Annotated in this window: 19 protein-coding genes; 9 read left to right on the top strand and 10 right to left on the bottom strand. The window is 29.6% G+C overall.

The window, feature by feature from the left end; translation table 11 throughout:
- Positions 1-18 precede the first annotated feature (18 nt).
- Complete coding sequence (serC, locus tag BUC03_RS03780) at positions 19-1,083, bottom strand: 3-phosphoserine/phosphohydroxythreonine transaminase (RefSeq protein ID WP_073148412.1); 1,065 nt, start codon at positions 1,081-1,083, stop codon at positions 19-21.
- A gap of 69 nt (positions 1,084-1,152) precedes the next feature.
- Positions 1,153-2,196 (bottom strand): acyl-CoA reductase, encoded by a 1,044-nt coding sequence (locus tag BUC03_RS03775; protein WP_073148410.1) that lies wholly within the window; start codon positions 2,194-2,196, stop codon positions 1,153-1,155.
- A 66-nt stretch (positions 2,197-2,262) separates the two neighbouring features.
- Between BUC03_RS03775 and BUC03_RS03770 the strand changes: the two genes are divergently transcribed.
- Positions 2,263-2,613 (top strand): 4Fe-4S dicluster domain-containing protein, encoded by a 351-nt coding sequence (locus BUC03_RS03770; RefSeq protein WP_073148408.1) that lies wholly within the window; start codon positions 2,263-2,265, stop codon positions 2,611-2,613.
- Positions 2,614-2,666: 53 nt separating this feature from the next.
- Here the strand turns inward: BUC03_RS03770 and BUC03_RS03765 are convergent, their stop codons facing one another.
- Positions 2,667-3,149, bottom strand: coding sequence for a hypothetical protein (locus BUC03_RS03765; protein WP_073148406.1), 483 nt, complete (start codon positions 3,147-3,149; stop codon positions 2,667-2,669).
- Between the two features lie 169 nt (positions 3,150-3,318).
- Between BUC03_RS03765 and ychF the strand changes: the two genes are divergently transcribed.
- The 6 genes from ychF to mscL all read left to right on the top strand — a co-directional run bounded on the left by ychF (position 3,319) and on the right by mscL (position 12,243).
- Positions 3,319-4,413 (top strand): redox-regulated ATPase YchF, encoded by a 1,095-nt coding sequence (gene ychF, locus BUC03_RS03760; RefSeq protein ID WP_073148404.1) that lies wholly within the window; start codon positions 3,319-3,321, stop codon positions 4,411-4,413.
- 119 nt (positions 4,414-4,532) lie between these two features.
- A complete protein-coding gene (locus BUC03_RS03755; RefSeq protein WP_073148402.1) occupies positions 4,533-6,725 on the top strand; it encodes a response regulator in 2,193 nt (730 codons plus the stop codon).
- An 85-nt stretch (positions 6,726-6,810) separates the two neighbouring features.
- Complete coding sequence (locus BUC03_RS03750; protein ID WP_073148400.1) at positions 6,811-8,667, top strand: DNA topoisomerase IV subunit B; 1,857 nt, start codon at positions 6,811-6,813, stop codon at positions 8,665-8,667.
- Positions 8,668-8,672: 5 nt separating this feature from the next.
- Complete coding sequence (locus tag BUC03_RS03745; RefSeq protein ID WP_073148398.1) at positions 8,673-9,185, top strand: hypothetical protein; 513 nt, start codon at positions 8,673-8,675, stop codon at positions 9,183-9,185.
- The gene (locus tag BUC03_RS03740) at positions 9,163-11,775 is read left to right on the top strand and encodes a DNA gyrase/topoisomerase IV subunit A (protein ID WP_073148396.1); all 2,613 of its coding nucleotides are present in this window, start codon (positions 9,163-9,165) and stop codon (positions 11,773-11,775) included. Before BUC03_RS03745 ends, BUC03_RS03740 begins: the two co-directional genes overlap by 23 nt.
- Positions 11,776-11,781: 6 nt before the next feature.
- Entirely contained in the window at positions 11,782-12,243 is a 462-nt protein-coding gene (gene mscL, locus BUC03_RS03735; protein WP_073148394.1) for a large conductance mechanosensitive channel protein MscL, read from the top strand.
- Between the two features lie 296 nt (positions 12,244-12,539).
- Here the strand turns inward: mscL and BUC03_RS03730 are convergent, their stop codons facing one another.
- Complete coding sequence (locus BUC03_RS03730) at positions 12,540-12,914, bottom strand: DNA topoisomerase IV (RefSeq protein WP_073148392.1); 375 nt, start codon at positions 12,912-12,914, stop codon at positions 12,540-12,542.
- 43 nt (positions 12,915-12,957) lie between these two features.
- Positions 12,958-13,401, bottom strand: coding sequence for a helix-turn-helix domain-containing protein (locus BUC03_RS03725; RefSeq protein ID WP_073148390.1), 444 nt, complete (start codon positions 13,399-13,401; stop codon positions 12,958-12,960).
- 279 nt (positions 13,402-13,680) lie between these two features.
- Here BUC03_RS03725 and BUC03_RS03720 point away from each other — a divergent pair, with 279 nt between their 5' ends.
- Together BUC03_RS03720 and BUC03_RS03715 are read left to right on the top strand one after the other, a co-directional pair.
- On the top strand, positions 13,681-14,838 hold the full coding sequence (locus tag BUC03_RS03720; protein WP_073148388.1) for a M14 family zinc carboxypeptidase: 1,158 nt from the start codon (positions 13,681-13,683) through the stop codon (positions 14,836-14,838).
- 77 nt (positions 14,839-14,915) lie between these two features.
- Entirely contained in the window at positions 14,916-15,395 is a 480-nt protein-coding gene (locus BUC03_RS03715) for an Lrp/AsnC family transcriptional regulator (protein ID WP_073148386.1), read from the top strand.
- Between the two features lie 77 nt (positions 15,396-15,472).
- Here the strand turns inward: BUC03_RS03715 and BUC03_RS03710 are convergent, their stop codons facing one another.
- The 5 genes from BUC03_RS03710 to thrC form a co-directional block, all read right to left on the bottom strand.
- Positions 15,473-16,183, bottom strand: a complete 711-nt coding sequence (locus tag BUC03_RS03710) for a YebC/PmpR family DNA-binding transcriptional regulator (RefSeq protein ID WP_073148385.1) — start codon at positions 16,181-16,183, stop codon at positions 15,473-15,475.
- 72 nt (positions 16,184-16,255) lie between these two features.
- Positions 16,256-16,543: a 4a-hydroxytetrahydrobiopterin dehydratase gene (locus tag BUC03_RS03705; protein ID WP_073148383.1), complete on the bottom strand. Its 288-nt coding sequence runs from the start codon at positions 16,541-16,543 to the stop codon at positions 16,256-16,258.
- Positions 16,544-16,555: 12 nt separating this feature from the next.
- Positions 16,556-17,359: a sugar nucleotide-binding protein gene (locus tag BUC03_RS03700; protein WP_317041141.1), complete on the bottom strand. Its 804-nt coding sequence runs from the start codon at positions 17,357-17,359 to the stop codon at positions 16,556-16,558.
- 136 nt (positions 17,360-17,495) lie between these two features.
- Positions 17,496-18,578 carry a glycine cleavage system aminomethyltransferase GcvT gene (gene gcvT, locus BUC03_RS03695; protein ID WP_073148379.1) on the bottom strand — a complete coding sequence of 361 codons (1,083 nt, stop codon included), beginning with the start codon at positions 18,576-18,578 and terminating at the stop codon, positions 17,496-17,498.
- A 151-nt stretch (positions 18,579-18,729) separates the two neighbouring features.
- Positions 18,730-20,025, bottom strand: a complete 1,296-nt coding sequence (thrC, locus tag BUC03_RS03690; RefSeq protein ID WP_073148377.1) for a threonine synthase — start codon at positions 20,023-20,025, stop codon at positions 18,730-18,732.
- Positions 20,026-20,103: the final 78 nt, after the last annotated feature.

The following is a 20,103-nucleotide window of genomic DNA, read 5'->3' as shown; positions in this document are numbered from 1 at the left end:
GTTGTGTTTGTTGTTTTTTTAAGCTTGAGTTTCTAACTCTTTCATCACTGTAATTAGAGTTTGTACACTTTCTTTAGGTAATGCATTGTACATAGACGCTCTGTAACCACCTACACTTCTGTGGCCGTTAATACCGTTAATACCTGCTGCTTTTACTAAATCTTCAAAAAGATCTTTTAATTTTTCATCTTTTAGATTAAATGTAGCATTCATGATAGATCTATCTTCTACGGCTGCAAAACCTTCAAATAAAGGGTTTCTATCAATTTCTGCATATAATAAAGCTGCTTTTTCTTCATTTAATTTTTGAATACCAGCAATACCACCTTTTTCTTTTAACCAACGTAAGGTTAACATAGAAGTGTATACTGCAAAAACAGGAGGTGTATTAAACATACTGTCTTTACTTATATGTGTTTTGTAATCTAACATAGAAGGTATTTGTCTAGAAACTTTACCCAGAATATCTTCTTTAATTACTACAAGAGTAGTACCTGCAGGTCCCATATTTTTTTGAGCTCCTGCATAAATTATATCAAATTTAGAAAAATCTAATTCTCTACTAAATATATCACTACTCATATCACAAACTAGTGGAGTAGTAGTGGTAGGAAATTCTTTAATTTGAGTACCAAAAATGGTATTGTTACTTGTACAGTGAAAATAGTCTGCATCTGCAGGGATACTGTAGTTTTTTGGTATATAGTTAAAGTTTTTGTCTGCTGAAGATGCTACTTCTTCTACAGAGCCAAACATTTTAGCTTCTTTTATAGCTTTAGAAGACCAAGTACCTGTATTTAAATAAGCAGCTTTATTTTCTAATAAATTATAAGCTGTCATTAAAAATTGTGTACTAGCACCTCCTTGTAAAAATAAAGCTTTGTAACCTTTACCTTCTAATTTTAGTAGGTCTATTACTAATGCTTGTGCTTCATCCATTACCGCTACAAAATCTTTACTACGGTGAGAAATCTCTAATATAGATAAGCCTGAGTTATTAAAATCTAATACAGCTTGAGAAGCTTCTTTAAATACACTTTGTGGTAAAATGCAAGGTCCTGCACTAAAATTGTGTTTTTTCATAACTTTTTTTATGGGTATAAATAAGAAAGCTAAAATTACAAAGTTAAGCTGCTAATAAAAAAAAATAACCTATAAATTTATCAGGAAATTCATAGTATCTACATTATCTGCATAATCAGATAATTTAGGTTGTTGAGTTTTACCAAAATTTACGTGATTTTCTTTTAAATTATTAGAAACTATACACTGTATTTGTTCTTTCTCTTGATCTAATTTTTCTAATAAATCATCTAAATTTGAATATTTTTCATAAAATACACTTGCAATAGGAGAAGAGTAAGAAGTGTCTTCTTTTAAAATTAAAAATCCGTTATCAAATAATTTAAATTCACTCATTAAATAAACTGCTTTATTATAATCGTAATTATTAGCGTATTTATTTTGATTGATAATAGAATTCCAGTGGTAAACAGCTTTAAAAAGTGTTTCTAGAGAAAAGTCTTCGTGAATAAAAATTTTAGATACATTTCTGCAGCCTAATCCATAATACCTAAAAATATCTTCTGCTAATGGTTTTAAATCATCAACTGTGTCATTGTTAGTTAAAATAGCTACAGAGTTTCTATTTTTTCTAATAATATGTGGTTTTTTAGAAAAGTAATATTCAAAATAACGAGCAGTATTATTGCTTCCTGTGGCAATAACTGCATCAAAATTCTCTAATTTATCTTTTGTAAAGGTGATATATTCTTTAAAAGTAGGGTTAACATCTATTAAAAATTCTACCAATACCGGGAGTAGTAATTTATCGTTAGAAGATTGTTTAATTAATACTTTATTTCCAGAAATTAAAATAGACAGAAAATCATGAAAACCTACCAAAGGGATGTTACCTGCCATTATTACAGCTACTGTCTTAGGTTGTTTTTCTTTCAAAGAGTAATTAGAGATCCATTCTTCTAAATTTTCTTTAGTAAGAGCACTAGCCCATTGTGTTAAAGAAAAGTATATGTTTTCTTTAGTAAACCAGCCATTATAATGAATTGAAGATTCTGTTTTTTCTAATAATTGCTCGTGAAAATGTAGGCTATTTTCTGGAGTTTTTTCTTGAATAAAGTCGTTTAAAAATTGACCTAATTGAATAAATGCTTGTTTACGTTCTTCTAGCGTCATATTATTTGGTTATCTGTACTAATGGCTTTATTTTTGTACAAAGTTACGTAAACTAAAAAGAAAAAAATGGCTATAATTATAACAGACGAATGCATTAATTGTGGAGCTTGTGAGCCTGAGTGTCCAAATACAGCTATATATGAAGGTGCAGATGATTGGAGATATGCAGATGGAACAGATTTAGAAGGAAATGTGGTTTTACCTAACGGAGTAGAAGCAGATGCAGATGAAGCTCAAGAGCCTATTAGTGATGAGTTTTATTATATAGTACCAGATAAATGTACAGAGTGTAAAGGTTTTCATGAAGAACCACAATGTGCTGCTGTTTGCCCTGTAGATTGTTGCGTACCAGATGATGATCATGTAGAATCAGATGAAGTTCTCTTGGGTAAACAAAGTTTTATGCACCATGAATAAATAAAAAAAGGCTCTCTAAATTTAGAGAGCCTTTTTTATAAATATAAATTTACTTATTCTAAATTATATTTTTTAAGCAATACCATGTCTGATGCAGGATCGTAACTTTCTACAATAAAGTTTTTGTCTTCATCAAAATACCCAAAAGAGTTTTCATTTTCTTTTACTAAAATGTAAAATTCATGATCAGGCATTTTTCTTATTTTCCCATACATTTTTTTTTCTCCGTTTTTATGAGTCATCATTACGTAACCATTTTTATCAGGTTCAATCGTGTAATTCTCATTACCAACACTAAAAGTGGTTGATTCTTTAATTTCTACAGCACTTCTTACAGCTTCTTGGTTTACTTTATTACTATCATTTACCTCTAAAGCTTGTTTAGAAGTATATTTTTTTTCTTGTATAGCAACCTCTTCACCAGCAGAAGATTTAATTTTCGTTTTAGTAGTTACTGTTTTAGATATTTTATCTTCATTTTGAGCAAACCCAAAAGAGAAAGAAATCATCGCTATTAGTAAAACAAATTTTTTCATAATTAGTATATTTTAAATTCTAACCAAATGTAGTTGTGGTAAGTGTTAATTTTTAATAAGCTAAAACTAATATTACCCTAAACTTTTTCTTTAAAACTCTTATGTTATTAAAAAGTCTAAAAAAATAAATCAAATTGTATATTTGCGGTTGTAAAATAAAATAGTCTTCATGAAAGCAGGAATTGTAGGATTACCAAATGTGGGTAAATCAACTTTATTTAATTGTTTATCTAATGCCAAAGCGCAGAGTGCAAACTTTCCTTTTTGTACTATAGAACCTAATGTAGGAGTGGTAAATGTACCAGATTTAAGATTAAAAAAATTAGAAGAATTAGTAAACCCAGAAAGAGTAATTCCTGCAACGGTAGAAATTGTAGATATCGCAGGTTTAGTTAAAGGAGCTAGTAAAGGAGAGGGATTAGGAAATCAATTTTTAGGTAATATTAGAGAAACAGATGCACTTTTACACGTGTTAAGATGTTTTGATAACGATAACGTAGTTCACGTAGATGGCAGTGTAGACCCTATTAGAGACAAAGAAACTATAGATATGGAGCTACAACTAAAAGATCTAGAAACTATAGAGAAAAAGTTAGACAAGGTTAAACGCGCAGCTAAAACAGGTAATAAAGAAGCACAAAAAGAGCAAGAAACACTTTTAAAACTAAAAGAAGGTTTAGAAGCAGGAATCTCTGTAAGAGCAATTGAGATAGAAGAAGATGCCCGTAAAGATTTTGTAAAACCTTTGCAGTTTATAACAGACAAACCAGTAATGTATGTTTGTAATGTAGATGAAGGTTCTGCTGTGAGTGGAAACAAATATGTAGATTTAGTTAAAGAAACAGTAAAAAATGAAAACGCAGAAGTAATCTTTTTGGCAGTAGGTACAGAGGCAGATATTGCAGAATTAGAAGATTATGAGGAGAGAAAAATGTTTTTAGAAGATATAGGTTTAGAAGAAGCAGGTTCTGGTAAACTAATTAGAGGAGCATATAAACTTTTAAATCAGCAAACATATTTTACTGCAGGAGTAAAAGAAGTAAGAGCTTGGACGTTTAATGTAGGAGCTACAGCACCACAAGCAGCTGGAGTAATTCATACAGATTTTGAAAAAGGTTTTATTAGAGCAGAAGTAATTAGTTACGAAGATTATGTAGCTTTTGGTAGTGAAGCAAAAGTGAAAGAAGCAGGAAAGTTAAATGTAGAAGGAAAAGAGTATATAGTAAAAGATGGTGATATTATGCATTTTAGATTTAATGTGTAAATAAAAATCAAACTATAAATAAAAAAAGTCTATAATTTATTTTATAGACTTTTTTTATGCTAATTACCTTGTTATTATGATAATAAAATTTATTTTAGAACAAAATTTTATACTAAACTGTGAGAAATCTATTTTTCTTAATTTTAATTTTTCTAACAAGTGTACAACTTGTTGGTCAGCAAACTTCTCAACAGCAAGAATCACTTCAATACTACTTTCAAAAATCTACTTCTCATTATAAAAATTCTAGCTATTTAGAGGCCTTAATAGATAGTAGAATATTATTAAAAAAAGCCATTAGGCAAAACGATTCTACCTATATTTCTAAAGCATATTTTCTTTTGGGTAGTATAGATCAATCTATTAAAAATTTTGAAAAAGCAGAAAACAACTATTCAAAAGCTATAGGTATAGCTAAAGTAAATAAAGACTCTATTGTTTTAATTGATATTTACCAGCAACTTGCAAGAATAGCTGCTATTCACAAAAACTTTTCAAAATCAGAGGTTTATTACCAAAAGGCGTTAAAATATAGTGATGCATTAAGTGAAGAGGCACATAAACAAATACTAGTAAAATTCTGTCAGAATTTTTTAAACAATAAATCTCCCCAAAAAGTAACGCCTTATCTCAATTCTTTAAATAGTTACCTGCAAGAATCTAGCAATACTATTCAAGAAAAAAAGTTTCAGATTAAGCTTAATTATGTTCTTGGAAGATATTACGGAGAAATTAAAAATTACAATTTAGCTCAATATCATTTGTCACAAGCATATGCATTAGCAAAAAGAGATGGCTTGCTTTATAAATTTATAAATATTTTAAAATTTAGAGCTAGATATTATAAAAATGATCATGATTTTGAAAACGCTTTAATTTATAAAGAAGAATATATTGATTATAAAGAAAAAGAATTAGATAGTATTTCTTCTGAAAGATTAAAATTAGAAGTTTTAAAACAAAACATTAATAAATACGAAGCTGCCTTAGATACCCTTGAAAAAGAAACAGTAGCTTCTGTATTAGTGTCTAAAAGTAAGCTTAGTTTGTTTTTTGTTATCATTAGTGGTTTGCTTGGCGTGTCTTTTATTTTAATTTTTATTACTAACCAAAAAAGAAAAAAACTAATTTTTCATTTAAATAATAAAAACAAAGAGCTTGTAGAAGCACAAGAAAAAGTAAAACTAGCTGCAGAAATTAAATCTAATTTTATTTCAAATATTAGCCACGAGATAAGAACACCATTACACGGTGTTATTGGTATTACTTCATTATTATTAGCAGAAAAAGAAATTTCTAACGATAATAGAAAACTCTTAAAATCATTAAAATTTTCTGGAGACTATTTATTAGGACTTATTAATAATGTTCTTTTAATGAGTAAGTTAGATAATAACAATGTAGAAATAAATTTGCAGCCAATAAAAATTAAAAATTTAATAGATACAATTAAAGGAGGGGTAGTATTTCTAGCAAAGAAAAATAATGTAAATATTGAATTTAAAATTCAAGAAGATGTACCAGAAGAAGTTATTTTAGATTCAAACATTGTTTCAGAGATTCTTATTAATTTAATAGAAAACGCTATTAAATTTTCAAAAGGAGGTTTGGTAGTTACAAGTATAGAAATAAACAATAGCTATCAAATTACGCAAGATGAGTTAATGTTGAGGTTTACCGTAAAAGATAACGGAATAGGAATACCAGAAGATAAGAAAAAAGTGATTTTTAATAAATTTTCTCAAGTTGGTTTAGAGCGTAATATGCTAGAGGGTACAGGTATAGGTTTATCTTTAGTAAAAAACCTGCTGTTGCATTTAGATAGTGATATACAGTTAGATTCTACTGTAGGTAAGGGGTCAACCTTTTATTTTGATTTATCTTGTAGTGTAGTTTCTCATAATAAAATTGATTTGTCTTTAAAAGCAGATAGTTTCAACTTTTCGGGTTCAAGCAAGAAAATTCTATTGGTAGAAGATAATAGGATAAATAAAATGGTGATAGAGAAATACTTATCACCATACAATATACAATTAGATATGATAGAAGATGGTTTAGAAGCATATAATACTTTGCTAACTACTAAGTATGATTTATTGCTGCTAGACATCAATATACCATCTATGAATGGTTATGAAATTACTAAAAAGTTAAGAGAAAAAGGTATTACAATTCCTATTGTAGCAGTAACAGCTTCAGAATTATCAGAAATACAAGAAAAAGCTTATAGCTTGGGTGTAGATGAAATCATTATAAAACCGTTTCAAAAACAAAAACTAATCTATATACTTTCTAAATTTTTCAAGGCATAGTATATAAAATTGTTAATTAATTTCCTGAAAAGATATTTTATTTTATGTGAAATGATACTATCTTAGCCTGAGATCCTAAGATTTTATGGTAGAAGAAACTAAGTACACAGAAGACAATATACGCTCTTTAGACTGGAAAGAGCATATTAGAATGAGACCAGGAATGTACATTGGTAAACTGGGCGACGGGTCTTCTGCAGATGATGGTATTTATATTTTGGTAAAAGAGGTTTTAGATAACTCTATTGATGAGTATGTCATGGGAGCTGGTAAAACCATAGAAATTTCTATACAAGGTACAAAAGTAATTGTACGAGATTACGGTAGAGGTATACCTTTAGGAAAAGTAGTAGACGTTGTTTCTAAAATGAATACCGGAGGTAAATACGACTCTAAAGCCTTTAAAAAATCTGTAGGTTTAAATGGAGTTGGTACAAAAGCGGTAAATGCACTTTCTTCATATTTTAGGGTAGAGTCTTCTCGTGAAGGAAAATCTGCTTCTGCAGAGTTTGAAAAAGGAGAATTAACCAATCAAGAATTTTTAGAAGAAACCTCAAGAAGAAAAGGTACTAAGGTTACTTTTATTCCTGATGAAAGTATATTCAAAAACTATAAATTTAGAAACGAATATGTAGCAAAAATGCTTAAAAACTATGTTTACCTAAATCCAGGTTTAACCATAGTTTTTAATGGTGAAAAATTTTATTCAGAAGAAGGACTTAAAGATTTATTATCAGATAGTATTCATGAAGAAGATCGTTTGTTTCCAATTATTCATTTAAAAGGAAATGATATAGAAGTAGCTATAACTTATAACAGGTCTCAATACAGTGAAGAGTATAATTCTTTTGTAAATGGACAACACACCACCCAAGGAGGTACACATCAAACTGCATTTAGAGAAGCAATTGTAAAAACCATAAGAGAGTTTTTTGGTAAAAACTACGAGCCTTCCGATATTAGAAAATCTATAGTTTCTGCTATTAGTATTAAAGTAATGGAGCCAGTTTTTGAAAGTCAAACAAAAACAAAATTAGGTTCTACAGATATGGGCGGTGATTTACCAACCGTAAGAACTTATATTGTAGACTTTGTAAAACGACAGTTAGATAATTATTTACACCGAAACACAGAAACAGCAGAAAAGCTACAAAGAAAAATTTTACAAGCAGAGCGTGAGCGTAAAGATTTATCAGGCATAAGAAAACTAGCTCGTGAGCGTGCAAAAAAAGTTAGCTTACACAATAAAAAATTAAGAGATTGTCGCGTACATCTTGGTGATGTAAAAAAACAAAGAAACCTAGAAACAACTTTATTTATTACCGAGGGAGATTCTGCAAGTGGTAGTATTACCAAATCTAGAGATGTAAATACCCAAGCAGTTTTTAGTTTAAAAGGAAAACCATTAAACAGTTTTGGTTTAAGTAAAAAGATTGTTTATGAGAATGAAGAATTTAACCTGTTACAAGCAGCATTAAATATAGAAGACTCTATAGACGATTTAAGGTACAACAACATTGTAATTGCAACAGATGCCGATGTAGATGGTATGCACATACGGTTACTTTTAATTACCTTCTTTTTACAGTTTTTTCCAGAATTAATTAAAAAAGGGCATTTATATATACTACAAACTCCATTATTTAGAGTTAGAAATAAAAAAGAAACTATTTATTGTTATTCAGAAAAAGAAAAACAAGAAGCAATAAATAAATTAACAGGAAAACCAGAAATTACTCGATTTAAAGGATTGGGGGAAATTTCTCCAGATGAGTTTAAGTATTTTATAGGAGAAGATATTCGTTTAGATCCAGTTATGCTAGATAAAGACACTGGTATAGAAGAGTTACTAACCTTCTATATGGGTAAAAACACCTCAGACAGACAAGAATTTATCATTGATAATTTAAGATTTGAATTAGATGTAATAGAGACTGAATAATATATATGAGGTTTAACAATCATAAAACAATTAAATATATACCATTTTTATACCTTCTTATTGTAGTAAGTATAGGTGTTTTTGGTTATTTAGAGTTTAAATTTAAGCAAGAACACTTATTTTATGCAGAGATAGTATTTTGGATATTTTTAAGCATCATGATTTTCTTGTTGGTATATATTTACAACTTCGGAAGATTTTTTGAATATGATAGTGATGGCGAGGCACTTTGTTTTAGAAACTCTGGAGCTTTACTTTCAGAAACTATTAATTATAGAGAGAAAAGAGCAGAATTTCCTAAGCAAAAATTAAAAAACTTCAAGATTAAAAATTATATCTTCATTAAGAAGTTAAACATTTACGTTAAATCTAATTATTTAGGCAAAAGGCAAGTAAAAAAAATGGTGTTTGATATTACCTTTGTCACACCTAAACGTATTAGCCTTATGAATACGTCATTAAACAAAGTAGTTTCAACAAATAGTAAAAAATTACATGAGTCAAGATCTAGAAAATAATAATCAAGAACCTTTAGAAGAAAATACAAACCAAGAGGTAATTACTAAAATTACTGGTATGTATAAAGATTGGTTTTTAGATTACGCATCTTATGTAATATTAGAAAGAGCCGTACCAGCTATAGAAGACGGTTTTAAACCTGTGCATCGTAGAATCATGCAATCTATGAAAGATTTAGACGATGGGCGTTACAACAAAGTAGCTAATATCGTTGGGCATACCATGCAATATCACCCTCACGGGGATGCAAGTATTGGTGATGCAATGGTGCAAATAGGGCAAAAAGAATTATTAATAGATACACAAGGTAACTGGGGTAATATTTTAACAGGAGATAGAGCAGCGGCATCAAGATATATTGAAGCAAGACTCTCTAAATTTGCTTTAGAAGTAATTTATAGTCCTAAAGTTACACAATGGCAATCTTCTTATGATGGAAGAAGAAAAGAACCTATAAATTTACCTGTAAAGTTTCCGTTACTATTAATGCAAGGGGCAGAGGGTATTGCAGTAGGGTTAAGCACAAAAATTCTTCCGCATAACTTTATAGAATTAATCCAAGCTTCTATAAAGCATTTAAATGGCAAGCGCTTTACAATTTATCCAGATTTCCCAACAGCGGGTATTATGGATATTACCAATTACAACGATGGTTTAAGAGGCGGAAAAGTAAGAATAAGAGCCAAAATAAGTCAGCAAGACAAAAATACATTAGTAGTAACAGAAATACCATACAGTACTACAACTACAACTTTAATAGATTCTATTATCAAAGCAAATGATAAAGGAAAAATTAAAGTAAAACATATAGAAGATAATACGGCAGAAAATGTAGAAATCTTAATTCACCTGCCAAATAATATCTCTCCAGATAAAACCATTGATGCGCTCTACGCATTTACCAATTGTGAAATCTCTATTTCTCCTTTATGTTGTGTAATTATAGATCATAAACCTCATTTTATAGGAGTTTCAGAAATATTAAGATTAAGTACAGATCATACCGTAAAACTTCTTAAAAGCGAATTAGAAATAAAGTTAGACGAGCTACAAGAACAATGGCATTTTGCATCTTTAGAAAGAATATTTATAGAAGAAAGAATCTATAGAAATATTGAAGAAGAAGAAACTTGGGATGGGGTTATTACAGCTATAGATGAAGGATTAAAACCACATATAACCCACCTTAAACGTGCTGTAACTGTAGAAGATATTACAAGACTAACAGAAATTAGAATAAAAAGAATATCAAAATTTGATTTAGATAAAGCACAACAAAAAATTGAAGCACTAGAAGATGAAATAGCACAAATTAAACATCATTTAGAGCATTTAATAGAGTTTGCAATTTCTTATTTTGAAAAACTATTAAAAGATTACGGTGAAGGAAGAGAAAGAAAAACAGAAATAAGACTTTTTGAAGATATAGAAGCTACCAAAGTAGTGATAAGAAATACCAAACTTTACGTAAATAAAAAAGAAGGGTTTATTGGTACCTCTCTAAAAAAAGATGAATACGTAGCAGACTGTAGTGATATAGATGATATTATTTGCTTTATGCAAGATGGTACTATGATGGTAACCAAAGTAGATGCAAAAACATTTGTAGGTAAAAATATAATTCACGCAGCTGTTTTTAAGAAGAAAGATAAACGTACCATTTATAACATGATTTATAAAGATGGTACAAACGGAAATACTTACATAAAGCGTTTTGCTGTCACCTCTATTACAAGAGATAAAGAGTATAGTATTGGTAGTGGTAAAGCAGGTACAAAAGTATTTTACTTCTCTGCAAACCCTAACGGAGAAGCAGAAAAAGTTACCGTTTATTTAAGACAAGTAGGTAGCGTTAAAAAATTAAAATTTGAAGTAGATTTTGCAGACCAACTAATTAAAGGAAGAGGCGCTAAAGGTAACATAGTTTCTAAACACGCTATTAAAAAAGTAGAACTCAAAGAAGAAGGCGTTTCTACACTTAAACCAAGAAAAATTTGGTTTGACAATGTAGTAAAACGACTAAATGTAGATGAAAGAGGAGACTTATTAGGAGAGTTTAAAGGAGATGATAGAATATTGTTAATCACTCAAGATGGTATAGCAAAAACAATTATCCCTGAGTTAACTACTCGTTTTGATGAGAATTATGTGTTAATGGAAAAATGGAATCCGCAGCAACCAATATCTGTAGTGTATTGGGAAGGGGAGCGCGAGCGTTACTATGTAAAACGCTTTTTAATAGAACACGCAGATAAAGATGAGCTAGTAATTACAGATCACCCTAAGTCTCAATTAGAGTTAGTAACTACAGACTCCATTCCTGTATTAGAAATTATATACCGTAAACAACGTAATAAAGAACAAAAACCTAATGATGAGGTTAATTTAGAAGAATTTATTTCTGTAAAAGGTATTAAAGCACAAGGCAATCAATTAACTACAGAGAAAATTACGCAGCTTAATTTACTAGAACCTATAGAGCCAGAAGTTTCTATAACTGAAGAAGAAGAAGTTCTAGATGAAGAACCACTACCAAAAGATAACGAAGCAGATTCTTCATCAGAGAGTCAAGCCTCATTATTTGATTAAAATTGTATGAGTAAATTTTTCAAAGAATTTAAAGAATTTGCCATAAAAGGCAACATGATAGATATTGCAGTAGGGGTAATAATTGGTGCTGCATTTAATAAAGTAGTAGATACGCTTGTAAAAAAAATAATCATGCCGCCTATCTCTTTATTGACAGACGATTTTAATTTTGAAAGCAAAAAACTTATCTTAAAAGAGGCTGTTGTTCAAAACAATGAAATAATTAAAGAAAGCGTCTACATTGGTTATGGCGAATTAATTACTGTATTAATTAACTTTTTTATAGTGGCTTGGTGTGTGTTTTTAGTGGTAAAAATATCTAACCGATTAAGAAATAAAGCCGAAGACGTAAAAAACAAAAAAGAAGTTACCCCTAAAGATATTGAGCTTCTTGCAGATATGAAAGAAATAATGAAAGAGCAAAACGAGCTTCTTAAAGCTAAATTTAATACCAACGAGAGCAAATAGGATTAAATAAAATACAAGATTATTTTACTTAAAAAACACTGAATAGTTCTATGTTTAGTTGCATTTAGAAATTGTATACTTAAAATTTTTTCAAAATGCATTCCCAATAATTAATCCAGTTTTCTCGAAAAGACGCTAACTAAAAATTAATTAAATCAGAAAATAAAGATTTAAGCGCTTTCTAAGCTACAATTTTCAAGTTACCATTATCATTTAAGCAATTTTTTTAAAACTTGCTTAAAACCTTTAATTTTAACTCAAAAAAAATCTGGACGTTAAAGTAGATGGCTAAAAGACTATTTAATCTTTTTTGCGGTCCCTTTATGTTTTTTATCTTCTCCAACCACAGAAAACTCAAAAGTATAAGTATCTCCTTTAGTAGTTAGTATTTTCATGTGTAATGGCTTTTCTTCTGCCATATTTTTAGGATTTAAATTGGTAAGTATATATTCACAATCATTAATCCATCTAATAGAAGAAGAATCTACTTCATTTCTAAAATAATCAATCTCTAAAGATTCTGTTCTCACAAAAGTAGTTTTAACTAGCTCGCCTTCTAAATAAGATTCAAACTCAAAAGTACCGGTTTTAAAATCTTCACAATTTCTTTCTGGAGCAAAGCAACTGCTAAGAAATAAAAATAGAATAGTAGCGGTGATAAAACTTTTCATGGTGCAATTTTATTTTTCACAAAAATAATGTTTCCCATGATATTTAATTCTGAAAAGATTCAAAACTTCCGTCTTTATAAAAAATAACAATTTTATGAATTTTCTTTTGTGAAGATGTAGAAGGTAAGTTGGTAGTCTCTGTTAAATTTTCTAATTCAAAACTACTTTTTTCAACTTCGTTTTTTACAATTTCTTTTGTAGGCTTTTCTGTTTTTAAAGGTTCATTTTCTAAAGGAAGTGGACTAGGAGTTGGATTGTTTTCTCTAGGAAATTTTCCATCTCCATTTAATAACCAATACAATTCTACTTCAGGGAAACTTTGTATAATCTTCATTACAAAATCTAAACTAGGTTTATTTCTGCCAGAGAGAATATGAGATATAGAAGAGCGTCCCACTTGTATTCTATCTGCAAAAGAAGCAGCAGATAAATCATAATAATCCATGATTTTACCTAACCTTTTAGCGAATTCTACACTGTTTACCATTGTAAACTAATTATTAAAATTTGTTATGTTACAAATGTAAATAACTTAATTGTAAACACCAATTATATCTTTATTTAATTGTAATTATATTAAATCTTAGCTTTAATCAAAGATATTTAAATAGCTAAAAACAAATGATTTATGTGTAATTTTATTGAGAATTGGATTTTTTCCTGAAAAGAGTATTCATTTGTATAAATACTTGTTTACATTTTTAAACTAATTTTGAAATTCAATTGTTTACAATTGTAAAATATAGAATGTTTACTTTTGTAAACTATGGAAGCAAAACATCTTTTAGAAAAGTATTCAGAATTTAAAGAGGTATCAATTACTGGTAGGTATTTGTCTTACTCCTCTATTGTAAATTATATAGAAAATTTACCTTCTTATTTTATTATTCAAACCGAAGGAAAATCTGTTTTAGGTGAAAAAATCTATTCAATTGAATTTGGAAATGGTCCAAAAAAGATTTTGATGTGGTCTCAAATGCATGGCAATGAGTCTACCACTACCAAGGCTGTTTTAGATCTATTAAATTTTATAGCAATTGATGAAAATGATGATTTTAAAAACAGAACATTAGAAGATTGTACTATTAAAATTATCTTGGTTTTAAATCCTGACGGACTTAAAAATTATACTCGTGTTAATGCAAATGAGGTAGACTTAAATAGAGATGCTACCAATCAAAGCCAGCCAGAAAGTAAAATTTTAAGAAAGGTTTTTCAAGAATTTAAACCTCATTATTGCCTAAACTTACACGATCAGCGTACAATTTTTAGTGCAGGAAGCGTAAATAAGCCTGCTACAGTCTCTTTCTTGGCTCCGGCTTACAATGAAGCTAGAGAGGTAAATACTGTAAGAGAAAAGGCTATGCAATTAATTGTAGGAATGAGCAATTATTTGCAAGCTGTAATACCAAACCAAGTAGGTAGATATGATGATGGTTTTAATATAAACTGTGTGGGAGATTATTTTCAGGCTCAAAATGTACCAACTATTTTGTTTGAGGCTGGTCACTATTATGAAGACTATGAGAGGGAAGTAACAAGAAAGTATATTTTTCTGTCTTTGTTTTCTGTAGTTTCACAAATTATATCTGCTACCTATAAAGATTTAGACCGTAAAGAGTATGAGAAAATCCCTGAAAACGATAAATTATTTAATGATATAATAATTAGAAACGCAGAAATAGAAGGGGAGATTAAAGATGTGGCAATACAGTATAAAGAAGTTTTAGAAGAAGGTAAATTTTATTTAATGCCTATAATTGAAGCAATTGGAGATTTAAATAACCGTTTTGGTCATAAAGAACTAAATGCAGAAAATAAGGTTTTACGAATAAATAGTGTTAAAAATCTAGAAATAGGAATTAAAATTGAAAAAATCACGTTGAATAATGAGATTATTTCAATTTTTTTAACAAATTCTTAATCCTCAAATTCGATAAATATTGATTTTTGTTATATTTTTGTAGCTTGTTTATAGACGAATTTCAATAAATTATCAAAATGGCAAGATTTAGATTAGACGAAGTAGACCACCAGATTCTAGATATTTTAATAGATAATACTAGAACTCCTTTTACAGATATAGCAAAGAAGCTTAGTATATCTGCAGGTACGGTTCACGTGAGAGTAAAGAAAATGGAAGAGGCGGGAATCATTATTGGTTCTTCTTTAACACTAGATTATAAAAAACTAGGATATGCATTTATTGCCTATGTTGGTGTTTATTTAAATAAAACTTCTCAAACAAAATTTGTTTTAGAACGTATTAACGATATTCCTTTTGTAACTGTAGCTCACGTTACTACAGGGAAATTTAATGTTTTTTGTAAAGTAAGAGCAAAAAATACAGAGCACGCTAAGCAAATTATCTTTTTATTAGATGATATTGAAGGTGTTTACCGTACAGAAACGATGATTTCTATGGAAGAGAGCTTAAACGATAAAAAACGTTTAATGCATTCTATTTTTAATGAAATGTAATATTTCTTAAAAACATAAATAAAAAAAGGAGCTATTGAAAAATAGCTCCTTTTTTTATGATGTAATTAGAAGAGATTTTATTCTTCCATAGTGTGATATACGTTTTGTACATCATCATCTTCTTCAATTTTTTCAATTAGCTTTTCTACATCTGCAACTTCTTCTTCAGATAGTTTTTTTGTAGTGGTAGGTATTCTTTCAAACCCAGAAGATAAAATTTCTATCTCTCTATCTTCTAATTCTTTTTGAATAGCTCCAAAACTTTCAAAAGGGGCGTATATTAAAATACCATCTTCATCATCAAATACTTCTTCTGCTCCAAAATCTATAAATTCAAGTTCTAATTCTTCCGCATCTATTCCTTCTCCGTTAATTCTAAAATTGCAAGTATGATCAAACATAAACTCTACAGAGCCAGAAGTACCTAAGTTACCATTACATTTATTAAAATAAGATCTAATATTGGCAACTGTTCTTGTATTGTTATCTGTAGCTGTTTCTACTAAAATAGCTATACCGTGTGGCGCATAACCTTCAAAAAGTACTTCTTTATAATCACCTTGACTTTTATCAGATGCTCTTTTTATGGCACGCTCAATATTGTCTTTTGGCATGTTAACAGACTTTGCGTTCTGTATAACTGCTCTTAATCGTGAATTAGCATCTGGGTCTGGGCCACCTTCTTTAACAGCCATTACTATATCTTTACCAATACGCGTAAAAGCTTTAGACATTGCTGCCCATCTTTTCATTTTTCGTGCTTTACGGAATTCAAAAGCTCTTCCCATTTTTTTCTTGTTAAATTATGATGTACGCAAATTTACTAAAAAGATAAAATACTAAGGTAATTATCCTAAAAATTACTCGGCATCTATGATAGATTCTATAGTTTTTGCCATTTGAAAGTCTTTTTCTGTTACTCCGCCAGCATCATGGGTAGAAAGTGAAATGCTTAAAGTGTTATAAACATTTGTCCACTCTGGGTGATGTTGTTGTGCTTCTGCTTCAAAAGCAATACGCGTCATAATGCTAAAAGTTTCTTTAAAGTTTTCAAATTCAAATTTAGTTTGAAGGGCGTTTTCTTGAAACTCCCATCCTTCTAAGTCTTGTAGTTTATCACTAATTTCTTTTTCGCTTAACTTGCTCATTTTGTATATTTTTTATTGATTAATTATTGAATCTTTTACCACATCTAAAATACTAATTTGAAGATTGTGTGGCAATAAGTTGTCTTTTGGTAGTAACGCTAAAAATCTATCATCATTAGAGTCAAAAACACTTTTAAATAAAGGATCTTTCAATTTTAGCTGTTTGCAAATATCTTCTATTAACTCGCTATGGTGAATCAAGTCTGTACTACCTAAATGAAATACGCCAGTTAAATCTCTATTAATAATATAATGCATTTGCTGTGTAAATCTAGTAATACTGGTTGCGTTAGTTACCACATTAGGAAAAACCTCTATAGGCTCATTTAAATCGTTTAAAATTTTAAGTTCTTCAACTCTTGGAGAGCCAGCCCCATAAACCATAGGTAGTCTAGCAATCACATATTTTTTATTGGGTAACCTAAGTAAGGCATTTTCTATTTTTGTTTTAAACTTCCCGTATACACTTATAGAAAGTGTTTTGTCATACTCGTAAGACGGGTAATTGGTAAAAGCATCAAACACATTTGCAGAAGAAAGAAAAATTAGTTTGCACTCGTGAGTTAATATGTAATTAATTACTTCAAAATGAGCAAATAACTGAGCTTTAAAATCACCTCTTAATGCACTAATTACAAGATCTGGTTTTAGATTTTTTAAAAGAATTTCAAGACCTTCTGTTTCTAAATCCCATTGATGAAATTTTTTATTCTTTTCAAAAAATGAATTGTCACTAAAATAAGTTGCGTGAACATTAAAATAGGGTAGAAGCTCTTTGTAAAGTGCGTTCCCTAAAAAACCACTCCCACCAAGTATTAATATTTTTTTTGAATTTTTAATACGCTTACAATTTTTAATTCAGAATAATTAAACGGTTAAAAAGCAAAAACTAGTGCTAATAAAACCATAAAATATGATTTTGAGCACTAGTTTTTAAATATCTTAAGTAATTTTAAGCCTTGTAAAAAGGTAATTTTACAACAGTAGCAGGTATAGTTTTCTTTCTAATCTGAATAAATATTTTAGAATCTACTTTGCTAAAATCTGTAGTTACGTAACCTAAACCAATAGCCTTACCAGTAGAAGGAGACATGGTACCTGAAGTAACTTTACCAATAGCATTGCCTTCTTGGTCTACAATTACATAGTCTTTTCTTGGTATTCCTTTTTCTGTAAGCTCAAAAGCTACTAATTTACGTTTTGGACCTTCTTCTTTTTGTTGTTTTAAATTAGCAGAATTAATAAAATCTTTGTTGAACTTGGTAATCCAACCTAAACCTGCTTCAATAGGTGAAGTAGTATCATCTATATCATTACCGTATAGGCAAAATCCCATTTCTAATCTTAGTGTATCACGTGCAGCAAGACCAATTGGTTTGATACCAAAATCTGCTCCAGCTTCTAAAACTTTTGTCCATACTTGTTCTGCAAATTCATTTTTCACATAAATTTCAAAACCGCCACTACCTGTGTAACCAGTAGCAGAAATAATTACATGCTCTGCATCTGCAAATTTACCAACTTCAAAATTGTAAAATTTAATAGCAGATAAATCTATTTCTGTTAGAGATTGCATTGCTTCTACAGCTTTAGGGCCTTGTATAGCAAGTAAAGAATACTCGTTAGAAAGGTCTTTCATATCTGCTTGCATAGTGTTATGCTCAGAAATCCAGTTCCAATCTTTATCAATATTAGATGCGTTTACTACCAAAAGGTACTTTTCTGCATCCATTCTATAGATAATTAAATCATCTACAATACCACCATCATTATTAGGCATGCAAGTATATTGCGCTTTACCATCGGTTAGTTTAGAGGCATCGTTAGAAGATATTTTTTGAATAAGTTCTAGCGCATTTGGACCAGAAATTAAAAACTCTCCCATATGAGAAACATCAAAAACACCTAAATGTTTTCTAACAGTTTCATGTTCAATATTTACTCCTTCATAAGAAACCGGCATATTGTAACCGGCAAAAGGAACCATTTTTGCACCTAAAGATTCGTGTATATGTGTAAGTTGGGTATTTTTCATGCCGCTTATTTATATTTTTGGCAAAATTATCAAAAAATACAGAGTAGCGATAAGAACTTTTAAAATAATATGGAATTATTAGTGATTTTGTTGAGAATATTTGAATGTTAATGGTTACCGATGTTTTATAAGCCGTACTTTTAGTAATTATCTACTTTTTGTTTTGTAAAAAGTCTTTTAATTGCTCGTAATTTTTTATTTGAACACTTTTTTTCTCTTTATTTATTACTTCTTTAATTTGTTTTGGGATCTGTATTTTCACTTCTAAAGTTTCTTCAACCGTATCTAGAAACTTTACAGGGTGTGCAGTTTCTAAAAATACACCGACCGCATCAGGAAATTGATCTTTACTTTTTTGCCAACCCAAGTAGCCAACCGCACCGTGAGGGTCTGCTATATAATTAGATTGCTTGTAAATATCTTTCATAGCTTTTTTAGTCTCTTTGTCTGTAAAACTTAAAGCACTAAAATCATTTTTTAAGTCTTCTGTGGTGTTATAAAGAGCTTGTATTCTTATAAAATTACTAGGGTCTCCCACATCCATAGCGTTAGAAATAGTAGCGCTAGAAGCTTTTGCTTGGTAATTACCTGTTTTTAAAAACTGCGGAACGGTGTCGTTAATATTAGTAGATGCTATAAAAAACTCTATTGGTAAACCTAATTTTTTGGCAAGCATACCAGCGCAAATATTTCCGAAATTTCCGCTAGGTACAGAAAACACTAATTTCTTTTTTAATTTTTTTAATTCACTATAAGCAAAGAAATAGTAAAACATTTGTGGTAACCAACGAGCTACGTTTATAGAGTTGGCGGAGGTCAAGTTAAACTCTTTTAATTCTTCATCTAAAAATGCTTTCTTAACCATTGCTTGGCAATCATCAAAAGTACCATCAACTTTTAGAGCAGTAATATTTTTACCAAGGGTAGTTAATTGTTTTTCTTGAATAGTAGAAACTTTACCACTTGGGTATAAAATTACCACTTCTACACCTTCAACTCCTAAAAAACCGTGCGCTACAGCACCACCAGTATCGCCAGAAGTAGCTACTAGAACTCTAATTTTTTGGTTTTTCTTATTTCTGTTGAAATAACCTAAGCAACGAGCCATAAAGCGTGCGCCAACATCTTTAAAAGCCATAGTTGGTCCGTGAAAAAGCTCTAAAGTATAGGTATTCTCATTAATTTGAATTAACGGAAAATCAAAATTTAAAGTTTCTGCTACAATTTTTCGTAATTCTTCTTTTGGAATAGAGTCTGTAACAAATTGTCTAATTACTTCGTAAGCAATTTGCTCTTTTGTCATCAAGTCTATTGTTTCTAACATTAGTTTATCTAACGGAACAAAACTTTCTGGAAAATATAAACCTTTGTCGGGAGCAATTCCGTTGACAGTAGCTTCTTCAAAATTTGCTTTAGGTGCTTTATGGTTTAAACTTAAATATTTCATTTTTTCTTTGATGTTTTATATAAACTAATTTTATGTAAATAATTTAATTAAAAGGTCTTATAGTTTTTTACTTAAATT

This window comes from Mesonia phycicola (genome assembly GCF_900141885.1).
GTDB classification, from domain to species: Bacteria; Bacteroidota; Bacteroidia; order Flavobacteriales; family Flavobacteriaceae; genus Mesonia; species Mesonia phycicola.
This window is presented reverse-complemented; position numbering and strand designations above follow the sequence as displayed.